Raw genomic sequence first — 23,933 nt, forward strand, 5'->3', positions numbered from 1 at the left:
ATTATTTAACCTGTTTCAGCACGTCAGCAGTGATATCTTTTGCATCAGTTGCATAGGCAACAGCGTTCGAATCAATAACAATATCATAGCCTTCGCTGGTAGCGACTTTTTTCACAGCAGTCTGGATTTGAGTCAGCAGTTTGTTACGCTCTTCAGTCTGGCGACGACGGTTGTCATCTTCAAAAGCCTGCGCTTTTTCAGAGAAAGCCTGGCGTTTAGCCATGATGTCTTTCTCAGTACTCGCGCGAACACTGGCTTTCATTGTAGAAGCATTACGCTGGAAATTCTGCATCTGGGCCTGAAGAGCACGTTCCTGAGCCTGAAGATCAGTTGCACGACCTTTGAACTCGTTCTCAAGCTGACGGGCAATCGCAGCACGCTGTGGCAGCTGCTGGAAGATATTAGATACGTTAACTACTGCAATTTTGTCAGCGGCCTGTGCTGCTACAGAAGAAGCAGCCAGAGCGAGACCAAGACCTGCGGCACATAACAACTTTTTCACTATAAACTCCTTACCATCACCGTTTGTGTCGTAGACACTGTTTTTGCAAAAACAAAACAGCAGATTATGCTGTTTTGTTGCAATACACTTTAGCAAGTTACAGCCCGTATTTTACCAGGTATTTCCGATATTAAACTGGAACTGTTCTGCTTTATCACCACTATACTTCTTGACTGGCTGGGCATATGAGAACACCAGTGGACCTAATGGTGACATCCATTGCAGTGAAACACCGCTTGAGACACGGATATTACCTGGCTTGCTGTAATCAGGAATCCCTAATGCTTCGGTTTCCGACGTATTCTGCCAGTTAGTATCCCATACCGTACCGGCATCAACAAACACAGAAGTCCGTAATGAATTACTGTATTGTTGACTCACAAACGGTGTTGGTGTGATTAACTCAAGGCTGGCAACAGCCATGGCGTTGCCGCCCACCGCATCATCCGATTTACAAATTCCGCTAGTGGCACTACCGCAGTTAGAGCCCGTATAAGCATTGTAAACCGCTTTCGGACCAACAGTGTTCGACTGGAATCCACGAACGGTACTCGAACCGCCGGCATAGAAGTTTTCATAGAACGGCATCTCTTTGCCACCCAGACCGTCTCCATACCCGACACGTCCACGACCCAGTAATACCCAGGTACGGTTTTCGTTCAGCGGAACATATTGCTGAGTATCCACTGTCACTTTGTAATAACTGTTATCAGAACCAGGGATAGTCACCTTACCATTCAGGTTAGTACGGTTACCTGCGGTCGGGAAGAAGCCACGGTCCAGCGTGTTATAGGTCCAGCCATAGTTAAAGGTGAAATCGTCAGAAGAATAGGTACTGTCATCGTTATCGGTAGCAAATGTTTTACCAATCGACCTGAAGTACCGCCACATCGCAATTTGCGGTTGCATATCAGACAGGTCATTGTGGACATAGCCCAGACCGACACGCAGGGAGTTATTCTCATTGACCGGGAAGCCGAGCGTACCGTCAAGACCATAGCTACGGTTAGTATAGTCAGACAAATCAGCATCATCTGCTTTAAAGTCATTATAGAATACACGTCCCCCCAGACTCACACCATCAACGGTGAAGTACGGATCGGTCATCGACAATTCTGCATAGGTCTGGTAATCGTTTTTGGTACCACTGATACCCACGGTATTACCTGTACCCATCCAGTTTTCCTGGGTGACACCCACCTGGAAGCTGACACCACTCTCAGTACCGTAACCTACACCAATGTTAAAGGTCCCGGTGTTACGCTCTTTCACCTTGTAAATAACATCAACTTCATCCGGTGAACCGGGTACCCGCTGGGTATCCACGTCAACACTTTCAAAGTAACCGGTACGATTCAGACGTTCTTTACCCTGCTCTACCAGGTTGCTGCCGAGCCACGCGCCTTCCATCTGGCGCATTTCGCGACGCAGTACGGAGTCTTTAGAAGTAGTGTTGCCCTCAAAAATCACTTTACGAACGTAGTAACGATTTCCGGCATTTACACTGATATGCAGCTTAACGGTTTTATCTTTGTCGTTAATTTCCGGCTGAGTCATCACCTGCGGATAGGCGTATCCGTAGTTACCCAGCAGTTTCTTAATGCTATCTTCGATATGGGTAACTTTTGTCCCATTATACAACTCACCTGGCTTAATTTTAGCCAGCTGTTCGATTTCGGCTGAATGGCCAGCCATATCACCATTGACCTCGACTCCGGAGATCTTATATTGATTGCCTTCGGAGATGTTTACAGTGATATAGATCCCTTTCTTGTCCGGGGTCAGACTGACCTGGGTCGAATCGATATTAAACCGTGCATAACCACGCTCCAGATAGAAGCTACGCAGGGTTTCTAAGTCACCCGCCAGCTTCTGTTTCTGATATTTACGGTCAGCCACCACGTTCCACCATGGTACCTCGTCCCGCAACTGGAAGCGCGATATCAGCTCATCAGAACTGAACGCTTTGTTACCGACGATGTTAATCTGCTGAATCTGAGCAGACACACCCTCGACAAACACAAATTTCAGATCAACACGGTTACGAGGCAGAGGTGTCACGATCGCTTTTACGTTGGCGGTATATTTACCCACACTGTAATAGAAATCTTCCAGCCCCTTCTCAATCGAAGAGATTGTCGTGCGGTCAAGTGCATCTCCGACCCGAACCCCGGAGGCTTCAAGATTTTGCTTCAACTGATCATCTTTAACCGCTTTGTTACCGGAAAAAGTGATACTGGCAATCGTCGGGCGCTCTTTCACCTGGACAATCAGTTCATTACCATTACGCAGTACCTGAACATCTTCGAAATTACCGGTTGCGAAAAGTGAACGAATCGTGTTTCTGATGTCATCATCATTTACTGAATCACCAACACGAACAGGCATGCTGAGCAATGCCGCCCCGACGGCGACTCGCTGCAACCCTTCGAAATGAATATCTTTCACTACGAAATCGTCTGCACCGTACACGGTGGCGCTGCTGAACAGCAGCGACGCTATGAGCAACTTTTTCATCGCCATCGTTATTATGCGTGTTCCTAACACATCCCCGTTTGCAGAATTCCACTCTCTACAAACGTGAGAAATCATTGAAAAGTGCAAGCCCCATTAACAACACCAGCGCAACAGAGCCAATGCGATAACTAAAGTCCTGAACTCGCTCAGACACCGGCCCACCTTTGATCTTTTCGACCAGCAGGAAGAGCAGATGCCCACCATCTAACACCGGTAACGGGACAAGGTTAAAGATCCCCAGATTGACACTAATCAACGCCAAAAACATCAAATAGTATATCATTCCGTACTCAGCTGAAGCCCCCGCACCCTGGGCGATGGATATCGGCCCGCTTAGGTTATTCAGCTTTATATCACCAGTCACTAATTTTTCCAGCATTGACGCTGTCAGCTTCACAAGTTGCCAGGTTTTTACCGAGGCTTCACCTATTGCCACGACAGGGCCATACTGTCGCAATACTTTGTATTGATCCGGCAGAGGCTGAACCCGGGGAATCACTCCCGCAAATCCTTCTTTGCCGTGCCCAGCTGATTTGACCGCTGGAGTCATGGTTAATTCCCGAACGTCACCACCACGTTCAACCTGAACCTGCAGAGGTTTACCCGGATTATCCCTGACATCAACCACAAAAGATTGCCAGTTTTCTATAACTTTACCATCGACTGTAACGATCCTGTCTCCGGCTTGCAAACCTGCCATTGCTGCAGGTGAGTTTTTCTGCACCTGCGCGAGGACGGTTTCGATGACCGGACCCTTTGGAACAATCCCCAGCGAGGTCACAGGATCCTGTTTCTCAGGATCGAACGCCCATTGTCGCAAGTCCAGGTGCCTTACCACCTCATTTGACTGACCAAATGTAGATAACGTCACAGTCGCTTCGCTATCTCCAATTTTACCAATCAATGCCATTCTCACAGCATCCCAGTCAGGCGTTTCGATACCATCAATGGCTTTAAGTTCCATTCCGGGCTGAATTTGGGCCTGTTGGGCGACAGAATTGTTGGCTATTTCACCGGTGACCGGCTTTATGCCTGGTACACCATGCATAAAAACCAGCCAGTAAGCAAACACAGCGAAAATGAAATTTGCGACAGGACCGGCAGCAATTATAGCTGCGCGCTGGCCGACTGTTTTACGGGTGTATGCCTGATGAAGGCGATCGGCAGGAACCTCACCGGCACGTTCATCCAGCATTTTGACGTAACCGCCCAGCGGAATGACGGCAATGACATACTCGGTTCCCAGCTTGTCGGTCTTCCGCCATAACGCAGGACCGAAGCCGATAGAGAAGCGCTCTACCCAGACACCACAGCGACGGGCAACCCAAAAGTGACCAAACTCATGGACGGTAATCAGGATCCCCAACCCGACAATGAATGCGCCAATACTCCAAAGTATGCTTCCCATCTCATGACTTCCTTAAACGATATGGAACACCAGCAATAGCAGACAGGCAAAAACCGGCACCGCAGCTGTCAGGCTGTCGATACGGTCAAGAATACCGCCATGTCCCGGAATCAGATTTCCGCTGTCTTTAATGCCAGCTTCCCGTTTGAACATACTCTCGGTCAGGTCGCCCAGTACCGAAGCCAGGGTAGCGAAAATAGCGCAAATAATCAGAGTCTCAGTATTGACCGATAAAGGAGCCAACAATGAAAACACCCAGGCGATCACCGCGGAGGTCACCAGTCCGCCCAGAAATCCTTCCAGGGTTTTACCCGGTGAAACTCTGGGAGCCAGTTTATGCCTGCCGAATAGCTTACCAAACATGTAAGCTCCGGAATCGGCGCCCCATACCAGTAACATGACAAACAGCAACCACCAGGCGCCGGCAAAATGATCAACTTCGTAGTGATACTGGCGTAGTGCAATCATCCCCCAGAAAAACGGTACCAGCGTAAGTGCACCGAAGACCAGACGCAGGAAACGCGACTGACGCCAGAGCACCGCAGATTTTGGGTAAAATAACACCAGAATGAGTGCGACACACCACCAGCTGAGTGAAACATACAAAGAGAGTGATACCGGGGGTTGGTGGATATCATGCTGGTAAGGAGGTAACGGCAGCATCATTAAAGCCAGCAGCAGGCCAAATAAGACAGCCAGCCAGATGCGTTGCTGAGTGTTGACCATTCCGGCAAACTGGCCCCATTCCCATGCTGCCAGCATGCATATGATCAGAACAATAATATTGAAGCCGATAGGTGGTAACCAGAATAATGCAATGATTACCAACGGAATAAGTATCATCGCGGTAATCAAACGTGACTTTAACAAAGGTTACCCCCGCTCCATTTATACGCCATCCGGTGCTGCACCGCCAAACCGGCGTTCCCGTATAGAGAAGGCATCCAGTGCACCCTGAAAAACATGTTCATCAAAATCGGGCCAGAGAACATCACTAAAATAAAATTCTGCATAAGCTACCTGCCACAACAGAAAATTACTAATCCGATGCTCTCCCCCTGTCCTTATTACTAAATCTACTGGCGAGAGTTTGCACAGACAAAGCTCATCACCCAGTAGTTGTTCAGAGATATCCTCAGGGGCTAAATCACCCTGTTTCACCAAATGTGCCAGCTTCCGTACACCATCAACAATATCCCAACGACCGCCATAATTTGCGGCAATATTCAGAGTCAGACCACTGTTTTCGGCTGTCAGAGATTCTGCCAGCCGGATACGTTCCTGAATCCGGGGACTGAAACGCTTAACATCGCCAATGACTTTCAGGCGGACATTGTGTTTATGTAAACTTTTTACTTCGCTGTCGAGCGCCCAGAGAAAAAGCTCCATAAGTGCTGAAACTTCCGGTTCAGGACGGTTCCAGTTTTCGCTGCTAAAAGCATATAGCGTCAGTGCTTCCATCTCTTTTGCGACAGCGAATCTGACCGCACGTCTGACGGCTTTTGCTCCAGCCCGGTGTCCTGATATACGTAACTTTCCCTGTTTTTTCGCCCAGCGTCCGTTACCATCCATAATGATAGCAACATGCCTCGGTAGAGCCCTGTGAGTGTCAGGGATATGTTCTTGGTATAGGGACGACATAATGCGTATTAAATTCCTTTCATCAGAGAGTCAGATACCTCTGAATACTTTCTGGCCGCAAAAACTTTTCACCGTTGAGGCAAGGCAAAAGCCCCCCACGCACATCTGAAATATGAGCCTGGGACTATACCATTTTCGCCCGAATCGAACAAATGGCGGCGACACAAAGCTGTTATGACAGCTTTGCCAGCCAGTTCTTTGTTCGAATCCGCGTCTGCTTATCAATCTCCATCACCGCTTCCACGGTCTCTGGTTCCTCTAATACAGCGGTATCCAGTATCTGTTGATTGACAGCTGCAATGTCAGTGAAACGAATTTGCTGGTTGAGAAATGCTTCGACTACCACTTCATTTGCCGCATTCAGCACCGTTGTCGCGGCCTGTCCTGAAGCACAGGCATCAATTGCCAGCTTCAGACAAGGGTAACGATGATAGTCAGGCGCCATAAAGGTTAATCCGCTCAGACAAGTGAAATCCAGTGGCTTAACGCCAGCCTGAATCCTGTCCGGCCATGCCATTGAATGAGCAATCGGAGTGCGCATATCAGGTAAACCTAACTGTGCAATGACACTGCCGTCACAATAGCGGACCATAGAGTGAATCACCGACTGAGGATGAATCACCACTTCCATTTGCGCATCAGCAGCATTAAACAGCCAGCGAGCTTCTATGTATTCAAGACCTTTATTCATCATAGTGGCGGAATCTACTGAAATCTTTTTACCCATCGTCCAGTTCGGATGGGCACAAGCCTGTGCCGGTGTCATCCGGGGTAATTCAGCCAGCGGGACTTCACGGAAAGGTCCTCCGGACCCCGTCAGAATAACGGAATCAACGCCACTATCACGCAGTTGAGCATACCCCAACTGTTGCTGTATATCCGCAGGCAAACTCTGAAAAATAGCATTATGTTCGCTGTCGACCGGCATCAGGCAGGCTCCCGACTGACGGACGGCATCCATAAACAGCCGCCCGCATGTAACGAGTGACTCTTTGTTAGCCAGCAGAACCCGTTTGCCCGCGCGTATTGCTGCCAGTGTTGGCAACAAACCCGATGCCCCGACAATCGCCGCCATGACGAGGGAAACTTCAGGTAAGGCCGCTAATTCACTGATCGCCTGAACGCCGGAGAGCACTTCAGTGTCAATCTTCAATGCTTTCAGTCGTTCACGCAATTCCTTAGCCGCCAGCTCATCTGCCATTGCAGCATAGCGCGGCCGGAATTCGCTGCACTGTTCTGTCATTAGCCCGGCATTTTTACCCGCCACCAGTGCCGTCACCTGGTATTTGTCAGGGTTTTCACGTACAACCGACAAAGTACTGGTCCCTATAGACCCGGTGGAACCCAGCAGAGTCAAATGTTTCATGAATATTTCCATTTATAATCAAAGAATAAACAACCAGACATTCTGTCGGGGTAGCCAACAATGTAAAACGCCGCGAAAGAAAGCCATAGTGATGTCTTTCTACGCGGCGTTAGTCAGTCTGGCAAAGCGAGATTAAAACTCCATTAACTCCGCTTCTTTTTCTGCCAGAGCAGCATCCACTTTTTTGATGCTGACATCGGTCATTTTCTGGATTTCATCCTGAGCACGACGTTCATCATCTTCGCTGATTTCTTTATCTTTCAGCAGGGCTTTGATTTTATCGTTGCTGTCGCGACGAACGTTTCGTACGGAAACACGCCCCTGCTCTGCTTCACCACGCACTACTTTGATCAAATCTTTACGACGCTCTTCAGTCAACGCTGGCAGTGGAACACGGATGTCCGATCCGGCTGAACTTGGATTCAGGCCGAGATCAGAAGCCATAATTGCTTTCTCAATGGCAGGGCTTAATGAACGATCAAACACATTGATCTTCAGTGTCCGGGAGTCTTCTACAGTCACGCTAGCCAGCTGACGCAGAGGCGTTGGGGCACCGTAATACTCAACTACAATGCCATCCAGCAGAGAAGGAGATGCACGCCCGGTGCGCACTTTAGAAATCGTATTTTTAAACGCTTCTACGCATTTTTCCATGCGTACTTCAGCATCTTTTTTAATATCGTTAATCACATTAAAACCCTTGGATTCGTTTGGTCTGATGTTTTTGCCTTAGTGACAGGCAAAATGGGGTCCGTCATCATCAGTGAATCTGAACAGCACCAATGACTGATAACCAGTGTCGTTCAGAATATACCTTATTTTAATTTATGCTGACAGGATTACTGCGCGATCAGGGTACCTTCTTTTTCACCCATAACAACCCGACGCAATGCCCCTGGTTTATTCATATTGAATACCCGAATTGGCAGGTTATGATCGCGGGCCAGGGTAAAGGCTGCCAGGTCCATGACCTTCAGCTCGCGTTCCAGCACATCCTGATAGCTCAATTTTTCATATAATTCAGCATCCGGCGTCGTCATTGGGTCGGCAGAATAAACACCATCAACCTTGGTCGCTTTTAATACTACATCGGCTTCAATTTCGATACCACGCAGACAGGCCGCTGAATCCGTAGTAAAAAACGGGTTACCGGTTCCGGCAGCAAAAATAACAACCCGGTTATTTCTCAGCTGGCTAATCGCTTCTGCCCAGCTGTAGTTATCACACACACCATTCAGAGGAATTGCGGACATCAGACGGGCATTAACATAAGCGCGATGTAGCGCATCACGCATTGCCAGACCATTCATTACGGTGGCCAGCATTCCCATATGGTCACCGACCACACGGTTCATTCCGGCTTTAGCAAGACCGGCGCCGCGGAACAGGTTACCGCCGCCAATCACGACCCCAACCTGGATGCCCAATTCAACCAGCTCTTTAATTTCCTGAGCCATACGGTCAAGGATGCTGGCATCAATACCGAAACCTTCAGCACCCTGCAGGGCTTCGCCGCTCAGTTTCAGAAGGATACGTTGATATACCGGTTTTGCGTTGGTCGCCATGATCATTAATTCCTGGAACATGAGTGAATAAAGAAGAGGTAAATCTGTTCTTTCATCCGGCCTGAATTTTCTTAAAAGATTCACGGGATGAAACGGAAATTGTCTGTGAACTCACTATCAACAGACAAAAAAGAACCGCCCTTCTGGCGGTTCTTTCAGAGCATTAAGACTGTTTGGACATTGCTGCAACTTCAGCAGCAAAATCAGACTCAACTTTCTCGATACCTTCACCCACTTCGAAGCGGATAAAGTTAACTACGTCAGCACCTTTCTCTTTCAGCAACTGACCAACAGTTTTAGAAGGATCCATAACGAACGGCTGACCGGTCAGAGAAACTTCACCGGTAAATTTGTTCATACGGCCTGAAACCATTTTTTCTGCGATTTCGCGTGGCTTACCAGACTGCATAGCGATATCCAGCTGGATCTGGTGCTCACGGGCAACCACATCAGCAGGAACGTCATCTGGTTTAACGTATTCAGGTTTGCTGGCTGCAATGTGCATTGCAACGTGTTTAACCAGTTCTTCGTCAGCACCTGTTGCAGCCACCAGAACACCGATACGTGCACCGTGCAGGTAAGAACCTACAACGTCGCCTTCCAGCTGAGCAACACGACGGATATTGATGTTTTCACCAATTTTAGAGACCAGCGCAGTACGCTGTTCTTCAAATTTAGCTTTCAGAGCTTCAATATCAGTGATTTTCTCAGCCACTGCCGCGGCCAGAACTTCTTTACCAAATGCCAGGAAACCTACATCTTTAGCAACGAAGTCAGTTTCGCAGTTCAGTTCGATAATTACACCAGTGTTACCTTCAACGTTAGTCAGGATCACACCTTCAGCAGCAACGCGACCAGATTTCTTCGCAGCTTTTGCCTGGCCAGACTTACGCATGTTGTCGATAGCCAGTTCGATATCGCCGTTAGCTTCAACCAGCGCTTTTTTACATTCCATCATGCCAGCGCCAGTGCGCTCGCGCAGTTCTTTTACCAGAGCAGCGGTAATGTCAGCCATTCTTAATGTCCTCGGTTAACTGTGGTCTGTTTGCTTTACCCGGAGATAACAACAAACAGCATCATTTCGCAGGAGATTTACTTCGCCCAGCGGAACGTATTCACGCTAAACGAATTTTAAATAATGAAAGGGGCCGGTTTCGGCCCCTTGCAGATCACATCTGACGTTAAGGGCTCTTTACAGAGCAAACCTTATTAGACGTTTTCTAAAGATGCTTCTTCAGCCTGTTCAGCCAGGTCCTGAGAACGACCTTCACGAACGGTAGTTGCCACAGCAGTCAGATACAGAGTGACAGCACGGATCGCATCGTCGTTACCAGGGATAACGTAATCGACGCCATCCGGATCAGAGTTAGTATCAACAATCGCAAATACCGGGATACCCAGGTTATTTGCTTCTTTGATAGCGATGTGTTCGTGATCAGCATCGATAACGAACAGGGCATCCGGCAGACCGCCCATGTCTTTGATACCGCCAAGGCTGTTTTCCAGCTTAGCCAGTTCACGACCACGCATCAGAGCTTCTTTCTTGGTCAGTTTTTCGAAAGTACCGTCCTGAGACTGTGCTTCCAAATCTTTCAGACGCTTGATTGACTGACGAACGGTTTTCCAGTTAGTCAGCATACCACCTAACCAACGGTGGTTAACGAAGTACTGATCGCAGCTCAGAGCAGCTTCTTTAACCGCTTCGCTTGCTGCACGCTTAGTACCAACAAACAGAATTTTACCTTTACGGGAAGAAATTTTGCTCAGTTCAGCCAATGCATCGTTGAACATTGGTACAGTCTGCTCAAGGTTAATGATGTGAACTTTGTTACGAGCACCGAAGATGAAAGGTTTCATTTTCGGGTTCCAGTAACGGGTCTGGTGACCAAAGTGAACACCGGCCTTAAGCATATCGCGCATGGAAACAGTAGCCATGATTACCTCTAAAAATATATGTTGGGGTTGAGCCTCCATGTATCCCATACTACCGACCTGTGAAGGCACCCCGGAGTATGTGTCGATACATGTGTGTATTGGTCAGTCTGCATTTCCTGTCGCTTATCACAAAGGAACGCCCTGCCTTTTCACATAACGAGAATTAAACGGACCCGGAACAGCGAAAGCTGACCCACAGATTCGTCGGCGCGTTTTATACCACAAATCCCCCACTCACGGCAATATTTGTTGCCCGTTGCGGGTTAAAATTCCTGCGTATCTGTTCACACCTCATGGATTGATTAACATTGGCAGCCGTTTAGCTGGCTGTTAACATATCCGGTATCATTATTATATTTTTGCCAGCCTCTGGCTGGTCATACCCGGACTGATTTCATGGCTATTTCAATAAAGACTCCCGAAGATATCGAAAAAATGCGTGTTGCCGGCCGCCTGGCGGCTGAAGTGCTGGAAATGATTGCAGAGCATGTAAAACCTGGCATCTCTACCGGTGAACTGGACCGTATCTGTGATAACTACATCACCCAACATCAGCATGCGGTTTCAGCCTGCCTCGGCTATCACGGTTACCCGAAATCAGTCTGTATTTCGATCAACGAAGTGGTGTGCCATGGCATCCCCAGCGACGATCGCCTGCTCAAAGATGGCGATATTGTGAACATTGATGTTACCGTAATTAAAGATGGCTTCCATGGTGATACCTCAAAAATGTTTATCGCCGGCACGCCTACCATCCTGGGAGAACGTCTGTGCCGCGTGACACAGGAAAGTCTCTATCTTGCGCTGAAAATGGTAAAACCGGGTATCCGTTTACGTACCCTGGGCCGTGAGATTCAAAAATTTGTCGAAGCTCAGGACTTTTCTGTCGTCCGTGAGTACTGTGGGCATGGTATCGGCCGCGGCTTCCATGAAGAGCCTCAGGTTCTGCATTACGATGCAGATGATGGTGGTGTGGTGCTGCAACCGGGCATGACATTTACCATAGAGCCGATGGTCAACGCAGGAGATTACCGGATTCGCAGTATGAAAGACGGCTGGACGGTGAAAACCAAAGATCGAAGCTTGTCGGCACAATACGAACATACTATTGTGGTGACAGACAATGGCTGTGAGATTTTAACCCTGCGTAAGGAAGAAACACTTCCGGCCATTCTGGTTAACCAGGGTTAAATCTGACAAATAATTTCTGAAGCCGGCTTTTGCCGGCTTTTTTATCCAATGAGTAGCGACGATGAGTAGCCGCCTTCCGGAAACAATTGATAAAAAAAGCATTAACGCTCCGCTTCACTGGCCCGACGAAACCCTGAACCGTGAAATGCTGAGATCTCTGCTGGATGATTTTCAGGCCCGGCTGGGAGAAGCTTTCGATGCAGGTCAGTCCGTTCATCAGCTTATCGATGCCAGAACCCAGTTTATTGACCATCTGCTATGCCGACTCTGGCGCTTTTTCAAATTCGATGGAATTAAAGAGCTCGCTCTGGTCGCTGTTGGTGGATATGGCCGAAAAGAACTGCACCCGCTTTCTGATATCGATGTATTGATTCTCAGCCGTCAACGGCTTGATGAGCAGAGTGCCCACAGGGCCAGCGAATTGCTGACTCTGCTTTGGGACCTCAAGCTGGAGGTAGGTCACAGTGTCAGAACCCTCGAAGAATGCCTGCTGGAAGGGTTATCAGACCTCACCGTTGCCACAAATCTAATCGAATCCCGCATGCTTACCGGTGACGTTTCGCTGTTTCTGGAATTGCAGAAAAATATTTTCAGTGAAGGTTTTTGGCCCTCTTCTGAATTTTATGCCGCAAAAATCGAGGAACAGAAAGAACGCCATCATCGATACCACGGAACCAGTTATAACCTGGAGCCAGATATTAAGAGTAGTCCGGGGGGGTTGCGGGACATTCATATGCTGCTGTGGGTCGCCCGCCGTCATTTTGGTGCCACCTCACTGGATGAAATGGTTGATTTTGGTTTCCTGACCCGGGACGAACGGGACGAACTTAATCAGTGTCAGGACTTCCTGTGGCGAATTCGCTTTGCTCTGCACCTTACCCTGACCCGATACGACAACCGGTTATCATTCGATAGACAACTGGCGGTAGCACAACGCCTGAATTATCAGGGTGAAGGCAATGAACCGGTCGAACGGATGATGAAAGATTTTTATCGCGTTACCCGGGACATCAGAGAACTGAACGAAATGCTGCTGCAGCTATTTGATGAGGCCATTCTGGCATTACCCGCTACGGATAAGCCACAGCCTCTGGATGAAGAATTTCAGTTACGTGGATCGCTGATTGACCTGCGGGATAACATGCTGTTTATCCGTCAGCCGGAATCCATTATCCGCATGTTCAATATGATTGTCCGGAATAAACACATTACCGGTATTTATTCCTCAACACTACGACAACTGCGCTATGCCCTGAGAACCCTGGACTATCCGCTATGTGAAATCCCCGAGGCCCGGAGACTGTTTATGGATATTTTGCGCCATCCGGGCGCTGTCAGCCGGGCTCTGGTGCCAATGCATCATCACAGCGTTTTGCCTGCTTATCTGCCTCAATGGAACAAAATTGTCGGGCAAATGCAGTTCGATCTGTTTCACGCCTATACCGTCGACGAACATACTATTCGGGTATTACAGAAGCTGGAAAGCTTTGGTCACGAGAAATCACGGGAAAAGCACCCGTTATGCGTCGAAATCTGGCAACGACTCATCCACCCGGAAATTCTGTTGATTGCAGCACTGTTCCACGATATCGCAAAAGGCCGTGGGGGGGATCACTCCACTCTGGGAGCTGAAGATGTTATGGAATTTGCCCGGTTGCATGCCCTTCCCTCCCGTGATGCCCAACTGATAGCCTGGCTGGTCAGACACCATTTACTGATGTCGGTGACTGCTCAACGCCGGGATATCCAGGACCAGAGCGTTATTCAGCAATTTGCCGAAGTCATGCAAAACGAGAAACAGTTGCGCCTACTGATCTGTTTAACCGTAGCCGATATCTGCGCGACCAATGAAAGCTTATGGAACAGCTGGAAGCAGAGTTTGTTGCGTGAGCTCTATTTTGCCACCGAAAAACAGCTGCGACGTGGAATGGATAGTAATCCTGACCTTCGTGACCGGGTTCGCCACAACCGGCTGCAGGCCCTGGCGCTACTGCGGATGGATAATATTGATGAAACCCGGTTGCATAAAATCTGGAATCGTTGCAGAGCGGATTACTTCCTGCGCCACAGCGCCAGTCAGCTGGCCTGGCATGCCCGTAATCTGCTGGCGCACTCGCTTTCAAAACCACTGGTATTGATAAGTCCTCAGGCTTCCCGGGGAGGAACAGAGATTTTCATCTGGAGCCCGGACCGCCCTTACTTATTCGCCACTGTTGCCGGAGAACTGGACCGTCGCAATCTGAGTGTCCACGACGCACAGATTTTCACCAATCGTGACGGGATGGCGATGGATACCTTTATTGTACTGGAACCCGACGGCAAGCCACTGGCAGCAGACCGCCATGAGGCGATTATTCACGGGCTGACCCAGGCGTTATCCCAGCCGGAATGGGTTCCGCCAAGACCGCGCCGTTTGTCAGCTCGTCTGCGTCATTTTAATGTGGATACCGAAATTCGTTATCTACCCGCCCATACTAATCACCGGACATATCTGGAATTAGTGGCACTGGATAACCCGGGATTGTTAGCCCAGGTAGGTGCGGTGTTTGCTGAAGCAGGAATTTCATTGCATGGTGCCAGGATCAGTACCATCGGAGAACGCGTAGAAGACTTATTCATTCTGGCAAACAGTGAAAGGCGAGCATTAGACGATAAAATGCGTGATAGTTTACGACAACGGTTGACAGAGGCACTGAATCCAAACGATAAAGGATAATTACCCTCTGACCAGCGACATTTGCTCTGGAATACATATTTACTTTGGGGGGATACAACTCCCTGGCTGTCAGATTTTTTACCAAACCATTGATGCAGGAAACAGACAATGCAAGAGTTACAAACAATTATTGAAGCCGCATTCGAACGCCGTGCCGATATCACCCCGGACAATGTAGATGCACAAACCCGCGATGCTATTACTCAGGTGGTACAATTAATTGATAGCGGTGAGGTGCGTGTTGCTGAAAAGATTGACGGTGAATGGGTCACTCATCAATGGCTAAAAAAAGCGGTATTGTTATCCTTCCGTATCCATGACAACCAGGTCATGGAGGGTTCAGAAACTCGTTTCTACGATAAAGTACCGATGAAATTTGCCGGTTACGACGAAGCCCGCTTCAAAAAAGAAGGTTTCCGCGTGGTACCACCCGCTGCCGTTCGTCAGGGTGCATTTATTGCCCGCAACACCGTTCTGATGCCCTCTTATGTCAATATCGGTGCTTATGTGGATGAAGGTACTATGGTGGATACCTGGGCTACCGTTGGTTCCTGTGCACAGATTGGTAAAAACGTTCACCTGTCCGGTGGTGTAGGTATCGGTGGTGTACTTGAGCCGTTACAGGCAAACCCCACTATTATTGAAGATAACTGCTTTATTGGTGCCCGTTCAGAAATCGTTGAAGGCGTCATTGTTGAAGAAGGTTCTGTTATTTCAATGGGTGTATACATTGGTCAGAGCACTAAAATTTATGACAGAGAAACCGGTGAAGTCCACTACGGTCGTGTGCCTGCCGGCTCCGTCGTAGTTTCCGGCAATCTGCCGTCTAAAGATGGCAGTTACAGCCTGTATTGTGCAGTGATCGTGAAAAAAGTGGACGCAAAAACCCGCGGTAAAGTTGGAATTAACGAACTGCTGCGTTCTATCGATTAATTCAGTGTGCCTTCTGCTATAAGGTGGAGGTATCTCTGAAACTACTGCCTGTGGTCACGAAATCCTGACCGCAGGCAGTGAGATTTCTTAACCGGCCCTTCGAGCCTGCAGCCTGATGTAATGACTTTACGGTCCGTGAGCACTGCCCCTGAACTGGCATCACGGTTCATTCTGAATGTTGTTCTCTGAAAAGGTAATTTTCCATGTACGATAACTTAAAAAGCTTAGGTATTACCCATCCTGAAGAAGTTGACCGTTACAGCCTGCGCCAGGAAGCCAATAACGATATTCTGAAAATTTATTTCCGTAAGGATAAAGGCGAGTTTTTTGCTAAAAGCGTGAAGTTTAAATATCCACGCCAGCGTAAAACTGTCGTGTCAGATCAATCCGGACAAGGCTTTAAAGAAGTTCAGGAAATCAGCCCAAATCTTCGTTATGTGATAGATGAACTGGATCAGCTTTGCCAGCAGGAACAAGTTGAAGTCGATCTGAAAATTAAGATCCTTGATGATCTTCGTCATCTGGAACTGGTGGTATCGAATAAGATCTCTGAAATTGAAGCTGATCTCGAAAAGCTTACCCGCTGACCTTCTGGCACTATGCGGCCCGTTACAACAATCAAAAAGCCGGTCAATATTGACCGGCTTTTTTTACGGCTGGTGTCAGAGATTATTCAGCCAGCAGATATAAATTACTGTTACCACGTTTGATGTTCAATGCCAGTACTGAAGGTTTGCTGTCCAGAACTTTACGCAGCTCTCCAAGGTTAGTGACTGCCTGCTGGTTAACTCCCAGTATAACGTCATCTTTTTTCAGGCCAATGGCTGCAGCGCGGCTACCTGGTTTTACACTGTTAACTTTAACTCCTTTATGGCCGTCGGCATCAAAGTTACTGAGTTCCGCTCCCTCAATTCCGGTATAAATAGTCGCCGACTGTACTTTTGTCTGAGTACTCTGTTGCAGCTCTACATTTACCGTGAGTGGTTTACCATCACGCAGTAATCCCAGCTCAAGTTTAGTGCCCACCGGCAGAGACCCGACATCAGCACGCAACTGAGCGAAGCTGTTCAGCTGTTTGTTATTCATTGAAACAATGACATCTCCGGCTTTAATACCGGCTTTTTCGGCTGAACTGTTTGGTAGCACCTGGCTGACAAAAGCACCACGTTGTGCGTCAACTTTCATGGCCTGAGCAAGCTCCGAGTTCAGCTCCGTTCCCATAATACCCAGTTCACCACGTTTCACCTGACCGTATTCAATCATCTGGGCAGTCAGGTTTTTTACCATATTACTTGGGATGGCAAATCCGATACCAATATTGCCACCGTCCGGTGCCAGAATCGCGGTGTTGATCCCAATCAGTTCACCATTCAGGTTAACCAACGCTCCACCGGAGTTACCACGGTTAATCGCCGCATCTGTCTGAATGAAGTTTTCATAGTTTTCAACGTTCAGTCCACTGCGCCCCAGGGCTGAAACAATCCCGGAGGTCACCGTTTCGCCTAATCCGTATGGGTTACCAATGGCCACGGTGTAATCACCAACCTGCAAATTATCAGAGTCAGCTATTTTAATCGCGGTCAGATTTTTAGCATCTTTTAACTGAATCAATGCGATATCCGACTGAGGATCTTTACCAATGACTTTCGCATCAAAACGACGACCGTCACTGAGCTGTACCTGGATGGTTGAGGCATTTTCGACCACATGGTTGTTAGTCACCACATAGCCTTTTTCGGCATTAATCACAACACCTGAACCTAAAGCACGAAATTTTTCCTGCTGAGGAGCTCCGCCATTACCCCCGCTAGGGGCCTGGCAAATTGGGGAGGACTGGAACGGCGAGCCGTCCTGACAGAAAGGTGACATATCACCAAAGAACTGTTGGAATTGCTGGCCACCCTGAGCTGCTTTCACCGGTGCTGTTCCTTCAACACTGATACTGACAACTGAAGGCATGACTTTTTGCAACATAGGAGCCAGACTCGGTAATTGCTGACTTGATGAAGATGCAGTTTCCGCCGCAGAAGCAGTCAAAGGCGCAAATGCCATTCCCAGGCTTAATGCGAGTGCACTTAATGCTAAAGTGGTTTTTTTCATTTTCTGGCTCTCTGTAGTATTTGCTATTTGGACCCATTGCTGTGGTCAATTGATGAGAGTTATTATTTACCCGTTAGTTCACATCAAAGCTTTTGTTAAAAGTAAAAAATTATTCCCGTACTTTACAAAAGTCAGACAAAATCAACCGCCATCAGACGGCGATATTCATCCCATGCATATAAATCTGTCATCCCGCTGATATAATCCTGCACCAGTCGCAAACGGTAATAGCGCTCGCGAAGCTGCCACTCCGCATCGCTGGCAGGATTCAACTGCCTGACATGATTCTGGTAAGCTTTACGATGTTTATCAGATAACCGGTGAAACAGGCGGGTTTCGATTGGATGTCCGGCTAATTCGTCGGTATCCATTAGACGGGTAAAATCGTCAGCACTCAGTAACATCATGGATTTATAAGCATCCAACAGCCCCCGAATAACCCGGTATCCCTGCAGTTCCAGTTGTTCCACCTCCGTGTGGTTAAAGACATGTTTTCGGGCAACCTGTTTAAAAACAGCCAGTAATCGTTCCTCGTCACCACCATCTTCCAGCAATGCGTGGTTGAAATCGCCACGAAAAATTGCCGGCAAATTATCCAGAAATCGACGGACGGCAAACGACACCAGCGCACGCTGGACATTGACCCGTAGCGACATAAAGAACTGGTCACTCTGGCTGCGACGTTTCCCTGAGCTGGCTTCCTGCCAGGCATCAGTGACAGTGCGTTGGAAAATATCATTGGGCTGTATATCACCCCAGGAATCGCATAAAAAGCGATACAGTTTATCGACATCAAAAATCGCTTTCTCGACAGCATCATCTAAATCGGCGATACAATAAGAAATATCATCGGCAGCTTCCATGATGTAAGTCAGTGGAAACCGATGAAATTCCTGCATTCCGGTGGCGGCTCGTAAATCAGCGACATAATTCTCTTCAGATAAATAGAAACCGGGCTTTTTCATCAGTACCGAAAAGTCCTGTGGTTTTGCTCCTCGCCACCAGGCCGGAGCCGTGTACTTAAGAATACACGCTACCTGAGAGTAGCTCAGATTCAGCTGCAAAATTGTATGTACCAGCCGGATTGCCTGTGCATTACCCTCAAAATGTGACAGGTCCTGACATATAATATCTTGTAATTCAATAAGATTATCGGAACCTTCTGACGCGCCAGCCGGGGCAAGTGGCAGAATTTCCGGCAGATGCTCACGGAACCAGTCATTAATGGCAGCTTCACCAAAATGACCAAACGGAGGATTACCGACATCATGCAGCAGGCAAGACATTTCGACCAGGCTCTCAAAGCCACGTTCAAACTCTTCTAATCCGAAAGCCTCTAAGCCACCGGGCTGCTTTTTAAGACGTTGCAGTATTTCTCTGGTGATATAGCGTCCCGTTTGTTGGACTTCCATAGAATGAGTCAGACGCGAGCGTACCGCAGCATTTCGTTCCAGCGGGAACACCTGCGTCTTTTGCTGAAGACGACGAATAGCCGCAGAATGGATAATTCTGCCGCGGTCACTTTCGAAATAGCGGGTGATCTGCTCTTCGCCCTGAGGCGGCTTGCCTGACGGGTAAGGACGGCTGACGCTGATTCTGCGCTTAAAGTTAATCTCCATTTCAGCTCCGCTACGATTCAATAATAAATACCTGCCCTCTCATGGTAGACTATGCCATGCCTGAGAATTAATTCTACAACATTGGTGAGATACGCTATGAAAGCAGGAATAATTGGTGCAATGGAGCAGGAAATCACTCTGTTGCGTGACAAGATTGAAGGACTGAAAACCCTGTCTATCGCCGGTTGCGAAATTTATACCGGAACCCTGAACGGTACTGAAGTGGCGTTGCTGAAATCCGGGATCGGTAAAACCTCTGCCGCGCTGGGCACCACGTTATTACTGCATATCTGCCAGCCGGATATCGTGATCAATACCGGTTCTGCCGGTGGACTGGCATCATCACTGAAAGTGGGTGATATCGTGGTTTCTGAAGAAGTACGCTACCACGATGCCGACGTGACCGCATTTGGTTACGCACCTGGCCAGATGGCCGGTTGCCCGGAAAGTTTTGTCTCTGACGAGAAACTGATTAGTGCGGCCGAACAAAGCATTCAGGCTTTAAATCTGCATGCGGTGCGTGGTCTGATAGTAAGTGGTGATGCATTTATCAATGGTGCGGCTCCACTGGCACGCATTCGCGAAACCTTCCCTGCCGCCATTGCGGTTGAAATGGAAGCTACTGCGATAGGGCACGTCTGCCACCGTTTTAATGTGCCTTTCGTTGTAGTTCGCGCTATCTCCGATGTAGCCGATCAGGAATCTCACTTAAGCTTTGAAGAGTTCCTCGACATTGCGGCGAAACAATCTTCACTGATGGTCGAGGATCTGCTGGTGAGGCTAGCTGCCACCCACTGATTTTACATCAGTTTTTCCAACAGTCTCCGCCCGGAGACTGTTTTTTACTGCATGAAATACTCTGCCCGTTGCCCTGAAATGTTTCAGAAAATCCGCTGATCAGTGTCATAAACCGGGGCGCTCCGCTAACTTTACAAAAAAAAACGAATACCTGAATCAGCCTGACAACGCAACGGTCAGATCTTCAGCTTGTCAGCACATTGAACCATCAGTCATCTGAGACGACTGGCAGCCAGTTTACCAATAGCGGATCATAGGAAAAAAAACAGAAGAGAGTGAGGAAGAATCTTCCCCCTCCGGGCGGAGGGGGCAGAGAAAAATCAGATGCTGAAGGAAGAGCCACAACCACAGGTGGTTTTAGCGTTAGGGTTAGTCACAATAAAACGTGATCCTTCCAGCCCTTCGGTATAATCCACTGAACCTCCGACCAGATATTGCAGGCTCATCGGGTCAACCACCAGTGATACACCCTGTTTTTCGATGGTCATATCACCCTCATTTACCTTATCGTCAAAAGTAAAACCATACTGGAAACCGCTGCATCCACCACCGGTGATATAGACCCGCAATTTCAGCTCAGGGTTATCTTCGTCAGCGATCAGGTATTTTACTTTGTTGGCCGCAGCTTCAGTGAACTGTAACGGCAGTGCTGCAATATCATCGCTCATAAATTACTCCGGTAAACTCCAGGGCCCTGAAGGACCTCAATAGCTACATTATCCGTCAGCCATGGGCTGCGATCAAGCGCTCTGCTGCACACTCTGTGCCGCTTCCCCGGGCACAGATGACGCTTGCTTTGCCAGAGTTCTTGCCAGCAATGTTGAATATAGCGGAGTGCCGCCCAAAAACTGCGCCAGTAATGTCGCCCCAAGGCAGGTAATAATCATCGGTAAAATAAGCTGATAATTATCCGTCATCTCCAGAACCAGTACGATTCCGGTCAGTGGTGCGCGGACAGACGCAGCGAACAGTGCCCCCATGCCGGCAATGGCAAAGGTTCCTGCCTGCAGGTGATACTCTGGAAACATTGATGCGGCGACCACTCCCAGAGCGGTACCCAGCAAAGTGCCTAACGACAACATCGGTGCGAAAATACCGCCGGGAGCACCAGAACAAAAACACAATAATGTCATCATCATTCGTAAAATGAACAGCGCCAGCAACATGGCAAACCCATATTCACCTTTGGCAGCGAGTGGGATCAGCAACGAGCCCCCGCCGGTGAGTTGCGGGAATAATAGCGTCAGGGCTCCGCAAGTCCCGCCAATGATGGCGCCGGTTAACAGAATAGTTTTCATCCGCCCGCCATGCAGTTGCTGAAAACGATCCTGAACTTTGAAAATAAGCTTGTTGAAAATCACCCCGACAATCCCAAACACCATGCCAGCCACCAGGTATAACCACAGAGTGTTCAGAGGTGCATTGGTCAGCTTACCGACATCCAGCACAGCACTTTCTCCGTTAAAAATACGAAAAACAATGCAGGACATGATGACGCCGATAAATACCGCTTTGACTGATATCAGGCTGTAATGGAACTGCAACCGCATCTCTTCAATGATAAACAGTATCCCGGCCAGCGGCGCATTAAAGGCCGCTGACAATCCTGATGCTGCCCCTGTCGCCAGCAACGTATGCCGGACTTCTGCCCCTTTCATACGGAAGATATCCAACACCATCCGCCCGATATTCCCCCCGAGCTGGACTGTCGGCCCCTCACGTCCCAGGACTAAACCGGCTCCAAGTGTACCAATACCCCCGAAAAATTTTACCGGGATCACCCGCCACCAGCGCACCGGGCGTAATTCTTCCAGTGCGCCTTCAATTTCCGGAATACCTGAACCTGCTGCTTCGGGGGCGAATTGTCTGACCAGCCAGTAACCTGCCACTGCCAGCAGCGCAGAAACTACGATTCCACAGACCAGTGAAACCAGACTAAAACTTCCGGCAAAATGGTGCAGGCGGTAGTGCAAAACTGCGTTGACGGCTTTATCAAAAGCAACCCCGACCAGCCCGACCAGAATGCCTACTAACCCTGCCAACAGCAGAACTGCCAGCGGAGTTTTATCTTTGCGAATTAATAAACGTAAATAATCACTGCGCCGCAGCGGAACGACCGGTAACTCATCGGTTGAAGCAGGAATATTTTGCATAACAAGACAGAAGATAAAGGACCATCAACACAGTATACCTGTGAAGCAGCTAATTTTTAGCGCTTAAATGTAGCAAACCAATAACCGGGGCTTTCGTACTGTCCCGAAGTTCTCGTACACTAGTGCCATATTCAGTTATCAACAGGAACCGAAGCGATGAGCAAGTCTGAAAATCTCTACAGTGCGGCGCAACGTCTAATCCCCGGGGGCGTTAACTCTCCGGTACGCGCATTTACCGGCGTGGGCGGTGCTCCCCTGTTTATCGAACGTGCTGAAGGGGCTTACTTATACGATGCTGACGGAAAAGCCTATGTCGATTATGTCGGCTCATGGGGACCGATGGTTCTGGGACATAATAACCCGGGAATCCGTAATGCCGTTATTGAAGCTGCCGCCCGTGGCCTGAGTTTTGGCGCGCCAACTGAGATGGAAGTCAAAATGGCAGAACTGGTGTGTGAACTGGTTCCGTCCATGGACATGGTGCGTATGGTAAATTCAGGCACCGAAGCCACCATGAGTGCTATCCGACTGGCCCGCGGATTCACCGGTCGCGATAAAATTATTAAATTCGAAGGCTGCTACCACGGACACGCCGACTGTCTGCTGGTAAAGGCAGGTTCCGGTGCGTTAACCCTGGGCCAGCCAAACTCTCCGGGGGTTCCGGCCGATTTTGCCCGTCATACGCTGACCTGTACCTACAATGATCTGCAATCCGTTCGTGAAGCTTTCCGTCAACACCCACAAGAGATTGCCTGTATTATTGTTGAGCCGGTCGCCGGCAACATGAACTGCATTCCTCCGGCTGAAGGTTTCCTGCAGGGTTTGCGCCAAATTTGTGATGAAAATGGCGCCCTGCTGATTATCGACGAAGTCATGACCGGGTTCCGTGTCGCTCTCGGTGGAGCCCAGGAATACTATGATGTGCAGCCAGACCTGACCTGTCTTGGAAAAATTATCGGTGGCGGTATGCCGGTAGGTGCTTTCGGCGGTCGCCGTGAAATTATGGAAGCGTTAGCCCCCACCGGCCCGGTCTACCAGGCCGGGACACTGTCCGGTAACCCGTTGGCGATGGCTGCCGGCTTTGCCTGTCTGAGCCAGGTCGCACAACCTGGCACTCACGCCACGCTGACAGAACTGACCAACAGCCTGGCGGAAGGCTTATTGAATGCGGCACAGCAAGAAAATATCCCACTGGTGGTCAATCATGTCGGCGGTATGTTTGGTATTTTCTTTACCGATGCCGAAACCGTGACCTGCTATCAGGATGTCTGCCAGTGTGATGTGGAACGTTTCAAAAAATTCTTCCACCTGATGCTCGAAGAAGGGATTTACTTCGCGCCTTCGGCATTTGAGGCGGGTTTTATGTCACTGGCCCACAGTCCGGAAGATATTCAGAAAACCGTCGATGCTGCCCGTCGCAGTTTTGCCCGCCTATAATTTCACTGGACTTCTGCATAAAAAAGGCGCCGTGGCGCCTTTTTTATGGTTG

General features: G+C 48.8%; 20 protein-coding genes. 6 read left to right on the forward strand and 14 right to left on the reverse strand.

Annotated features, from left to right (window positions below; genetic code table 11):
- Position 1: 1 nt before the first annotated feature.
- The 10 genes from skp to rpsB all read right to left on the reverse strand — a co-directional run bounded on the left by skp (position 2) and on the right by rpsB (position 10,934).
- Positions 2-502, reverse strand: a complete 501-nt coding sequence (gene skp, locus B3Z23_RS15840; protein WP_294912121.1) for a molecular chaperone Skp — start codon at positions 500-502, stop codon at positions 2-4.
- 111 nt (positions 503-613) lie between these two features.
- Entirely contained in the window at positions 614-3,025 is a 2,412-nt protein-coding gene (gene bamA / locus B3Z23_RS15845) for an outer membrane protein assembly factor BamA (protein WP_294912122.1), read from the reverse strand.
- A gap of 49 nt (positions 3,026-3,074) precedes the next feature.
- Entirely contained in the window at positions 3,075-4,427 is a 1,353-nt protein-coding gene (gene rseP, locus B3Z23_RS15850) for a sigma E protease regulator RseP (RefSeq protein ID WP_294912124.1), read from the reverse strand.
- A 12-nt stretch (positions 4,428-4,439) separates the two neighbouring features.
- A complete protein-coding gene (gene cdsA, locus B3Z23_RS15855; RefSeq protein ID WP_294912126.1) occupies positions 4,440-5,297 on the reverse strand; it encodes a phosphatidate cytidylyltransferase in 858 nt (285 codons plus the stop codon).
- 18 nt (positions 5,298-5,315) lie between these two features.
- Positions 5,316-6,068: a (2E,6E)-farnesyl-diphosphate-specific ditrans,polycis-undecaprenyl-diphosphate synthase gene (gene ispU / locus B3Z23_RS15860; RefSeq protein ID WP_294912128.1), complete on the reverse strand. Its 753-nt coding sequence runs from the start codon at positions 6,066-6,068 to the stop codon at positions 5,316-5,318.
- A 172-nt stretch (positions 6,069-6,240) separates the two neighbouring features.
- Positions 6,241-7,434 carry a 1-deoxy-D-xylulose-5-phosphate reductoisomerase gene (gene ispC, locus B3Z23_RS15865; RefSeq protein ID WP_294912130.1) on the reverse strand — a complete coding sequence of 398 codons (1,194 nt, stop codon included), beginning with the start codon at positions 7,432-7,434 and terminating at the stop codon, positions 6,241-6,243.
- 132 nt (positions 7,435-7,566) lie between these two features.
- Complete coding sequence (frr, locus tag B3Z23_RS15870) at positions 7,567-8,124, reverse strand: ribosome recycling factor (RefSeq protein ID WP_046791789.1); 558 nt, start codon at positions 8,122-8,124, stop codon at positions 7,567-7,569.
- A 149-nt stretch (positions 8,125-8,273) separates the two neighbouring features.
- The gene (pyrH, locus tag B3Z23_RS15875; protein WP_038022955.1) at positions 8,274-8,999 is read right to left on the reverse strand and encodes a UMP kinase; all 726 of its coding nucleotides are present in this window, start codon (positions 8,997-8,999) and stop codon (positions 8,274-8,276) included.
- Between the two features lie 163 nt (positions 9,000-9,162).
- Positions 9,163-10,014, reverse strand: a complete 852-nt coding sequence (gene tsf, locus B3Z23_RS15880) for a translation elongation factor Ts (RefSeq protein WP_294912133.1) — start codon at positions 10,012-10,014, stop codon at positions 9,163-9,165.
- Between the two features lie 194 nt (positions 10,015-10,208).
- A complete protein-coding gene (gene rpsB / locus B3Z23_RS15885; protein WP_038023420.1) occupies positions 10,209-10,934 on the reverse strand; it encodes a 30S ribosomal protein S2 in 726 nt (241 codons plus the stop codon).
- Positions 10,935-11,330: 396 nt separating this feature from the next.
- Between rpsB and map the strand changes: the two genes are divergently transcribed.
- The 4 genes from map to B3Z23_RS15905 all read left to right on the forward strand — a co-directional run bounded on the left by map (position 11,331) and on the right by B3Z23_RS15905 (position 16,361).
- The gene (gene map, locus B3Z23_RS15890) at positions 11,331-12,125 is read left to right on the forward strand and encodes a type I methionyl aminopeptidase (protein WP_294912134.1); all 795 of its coding nucleotides are present in this window, start codon (positions 11,331-11,333) and stop codon (positions 12,123-12,125) included.
- Positions 12,126-12,186: 61 nt separating this feature from the next.
- Entirely contained in the window at positions 12,187-14,841 is a 2,655-nt protein-coding gene (gene glnD, locus B3Z23_RS15895; RefSeq protein WP_294912135.1) for a bifunctional uridylyltransferase/uridylyl-removing protein GlnD, read from the forward strand.
- Positions 14,842-14,949: 108 nt separating this feature from the next.
- Positions 14,950-15,774: a 2,3,4,5-tetrahydropyridine-2,6-dicarboxylate N-succinyltransferase gene (dapD, locus tag B3Z23_RS15900; RefSeq protein WP_038022964.1), complete on the forward strand. Its 825-nt coding sequence runs from the start codon at positions 14,950-14,952 to the stop codon at positions 15,772-15,774.
- Between the two features lie 203 nt (positions 15,775-15,977).
- Positions 15,978-16,361: a DUF3461 family protein gene (locus tag B3Z23_RS15905; protein ID WP_294912136.1), complete on the forward strand. Its 384-nt coding sequence runs from the start codon at positions 15,978-15,980 to the stop codon at positions 16,359-16,361.
- Between the two features lie 82 nt (positions 16,362-16,443).
- Here B3Z23_RS15905 and degP read toward each other — a convergent pair whose 3' ends face one another.
- Both degP and dgt read right to left on the reverse strand, forming a co-directional pair.
- Complete coding sequence (gene degP / locus B3Z23_RS15910) at positions 16,444-17,874, reverse strand: serine endoprotease DegP (RefSeq protein ID WP_294912137.1); 1,431 nt, start codon at positions 17,872-17,874, stop codon at positions 16,444-16,446.
- 131 nt (positions 17,875-18,005) lie between these two features.
- The gene (gene dgt, locus B3Z23_RS15915; protein ID WP_294912138.1) at positions 18,006-19,493 is read right to left on the reverse strand and encodes a dGTPase; all 1,488 of its coding nucleotides are present in this window, start codon (positions 19,491-19,493) and stop codon (positions 18,006-18,008) included.
- A gap of 96 nt (positions 19,494-19,589) precedes the next feature.
- On the opposite strand from dgt, the gene mtnN reads away from it, so the two are divergent.
- Positions 19,590-20,291: a 5'-methylthioadenosine/S-adenosylhomocysteine nucleosidase gene (gene mtnN, locus B3Z23_RS15920; RefSeq protein WP_294912139.1), complete on the forward strand. Its 702-nt coding sequence runs from the start codon at positions 19,590-19,592 to the stop codon at positions 20,289-20,291.
- A 320-nt stretch (positions 20,292-20,611) separates the two neighbouring features.
- On the opposite strand, the gene erpA is transcribed toward mtnN, so the two are convergent.
- Both erpA and clcA read right to left on the reverse strand, forming a co-directional pair.
- A complete protein-coding gene (gene erpA / locus B3Z23_RS15925; RefSeq protein ID WP_294912140.1) occupies positions 20,612-20,959 on the reverse strand; it encodes an iron-sulfur cluster insertion protein ErpA in 348 nt (115 codons plus the stop codon).
- Between the two features lie 72 nt (positions 20,960-21,031).
- On the reverse strand, positions 21,032-22,444 hold the full coding sequence (gene clcA, locus B3Z23_RS15930; protein ID WP_294912141.1) for a H(+)/Cl(-) exchange transporter ClcA: 1,413 nt from the start codon (positions 22,442-22,444) through the stop codon (positions 21,032-21,034).
- A gap of 156 nt (positions 22,445-22,600) precedes the next feature.
- Between clcA and hemL the strand changes: the two genes are divergently transcribed.
- The gene (hemL, locus tag B3Z23_RS15935) at positions 22,601-23,881 is read left to right on the forward strand and encodes a glutamate-1-semialdehyde 2,1-aminomutase (protein WP_294912142.1); all 1,281 of its coding nucleotides are present in this window, start codon (positions 22,601-22,603) and stop codon (positions 23,879-23,881) included.
- The last annotated feature ends 52 nt before the right edge of the window (positions 23,882-23,933 follow it).

Origin of the sequence: Tatumella sp. UBA2305, assembly GCF_002345795.1 — a bacterium.
Lineage (GTDB): Bacteria > Pseudomonadota > Gammaproteobacteria > Enterobacterales > Enterobacteriaceae > Tatumella > Tatumella morbirosei.

Excerpts from the sequence above, each read along its gene's own strand:
- ispU (WP_294912128.1), bottom strand. The coding sequence starts at position 6,068 with ATGTCGTCCCTATACCAAGAACATATCCCTGACACTCACAGGGCTCTA.
- map (WP_294912134.1), top strand. The coding sequence starts at position 11,331 with ATGGCTATTTCAATAAAGACTCCCGAAGATATCGAAAAAATGCGTGTT.
- pyrH (WP_038022955.1), bottom strand. The coding sequence starts at position 8,999 with ATGGCGACCAACGCAAAACCGGTATATCAACGTATCCTTCTGAAACTG.
- rseP (WP_294912124.1), bottom strand. The coding sequence starts at position 4,427 with ATGGGAAGCATACTTTGGAGTATTGGCGCATTCATTGTCGGGTTGGGG.
- tsf (WP_294912133.1), bottom strand. The coding sequence starts at position 10,014 with ATGGCTGACATTACCGCTGCTCTGGTAAAAGAACTGCGCGAGCGCACT.
- ispC (WP_294912130.1), bottom strand. The coding sequence starts at position 7,434 with ATGAAACATTTGACTCTGCTGGGTTCCACCGGGTCTATAGGGACCAGT.
- degP (WP_294912137.1), bottom strand. The coding sequence starts at position 17,874 with ATGAAAAAAACCACTTTAGCATTAAGTGCACTCGCATTAAGCCTGGGA.
- clcA (WP_294912141.1), bottom strand. The coding sequence starts at position 22,444 with ATGCAAAATATTCCTGCTTCAACCGATGAGTTACCGGTCGTTCCGCTG.
- glnD (WP_294912135.1), top strand. The coding sequence starts at position 12,187 with ATGAGTAGCCGCCTTCCGGAAACAATTGATAAAAAAAGCATTAACGCT.
- dgt (WP_294912138.1), bottom strand. The coding sequence starts at position 19,493 with ATGGAGATTAACTTTAAGCGCAGAATCAGCGTCAGCCGTCCTTACCCG.
- rpsB (WP_038023420.1), bottom strand. The coding sequence starts at position 10,934 with ATGGCTACTGTTTCCATGCGCGATATGCTTAAGGCCGGTGTTCACTTT.
- B3Z23_RS15905 (WP_294912136.1), top strand. The coding sequence starts at position 15,978 with ATGTACGATAACTTAAAAAGCTTAGGTATTACCCATCCTGAAGAAGTT.
- hemL (WP_294912142.1), top strand. The coding sequence starts at position 22,601 with ATGAGCAAGTCTGAAAATCTCTACAGTGCGGCGCAACGTCTAATCCCC.
- erpA (WP_294912140.1), bottom strand. The coding sequence starts at position 20,959 with ATGAGCGATGATATTGCAGCACTGCCGTTACAGTTCACTGAAGCTGCG.
- dapD (WP_038022964.1), top strand. The coding sequence starts at position 14,950 with ATGCAAGAGTTACAAACAATTATTGAAGCCGCATTCGAACGCCGTGCC.
- bamA (WP_294912122.1), bottom strand. The coding sequence starts at position 3,025 with ATGGCGATGAAAAAGTTGCTCATAGCGTCGCTGCTGTTCAGCAGCGCC.
- mtnN (WP_294912139.1), top strand. The coding sequence starts at position 19,590 with ATGAAAGCAGGAATAATTGGTGCAATGGAGCAGGAAATCACTCTGTTG.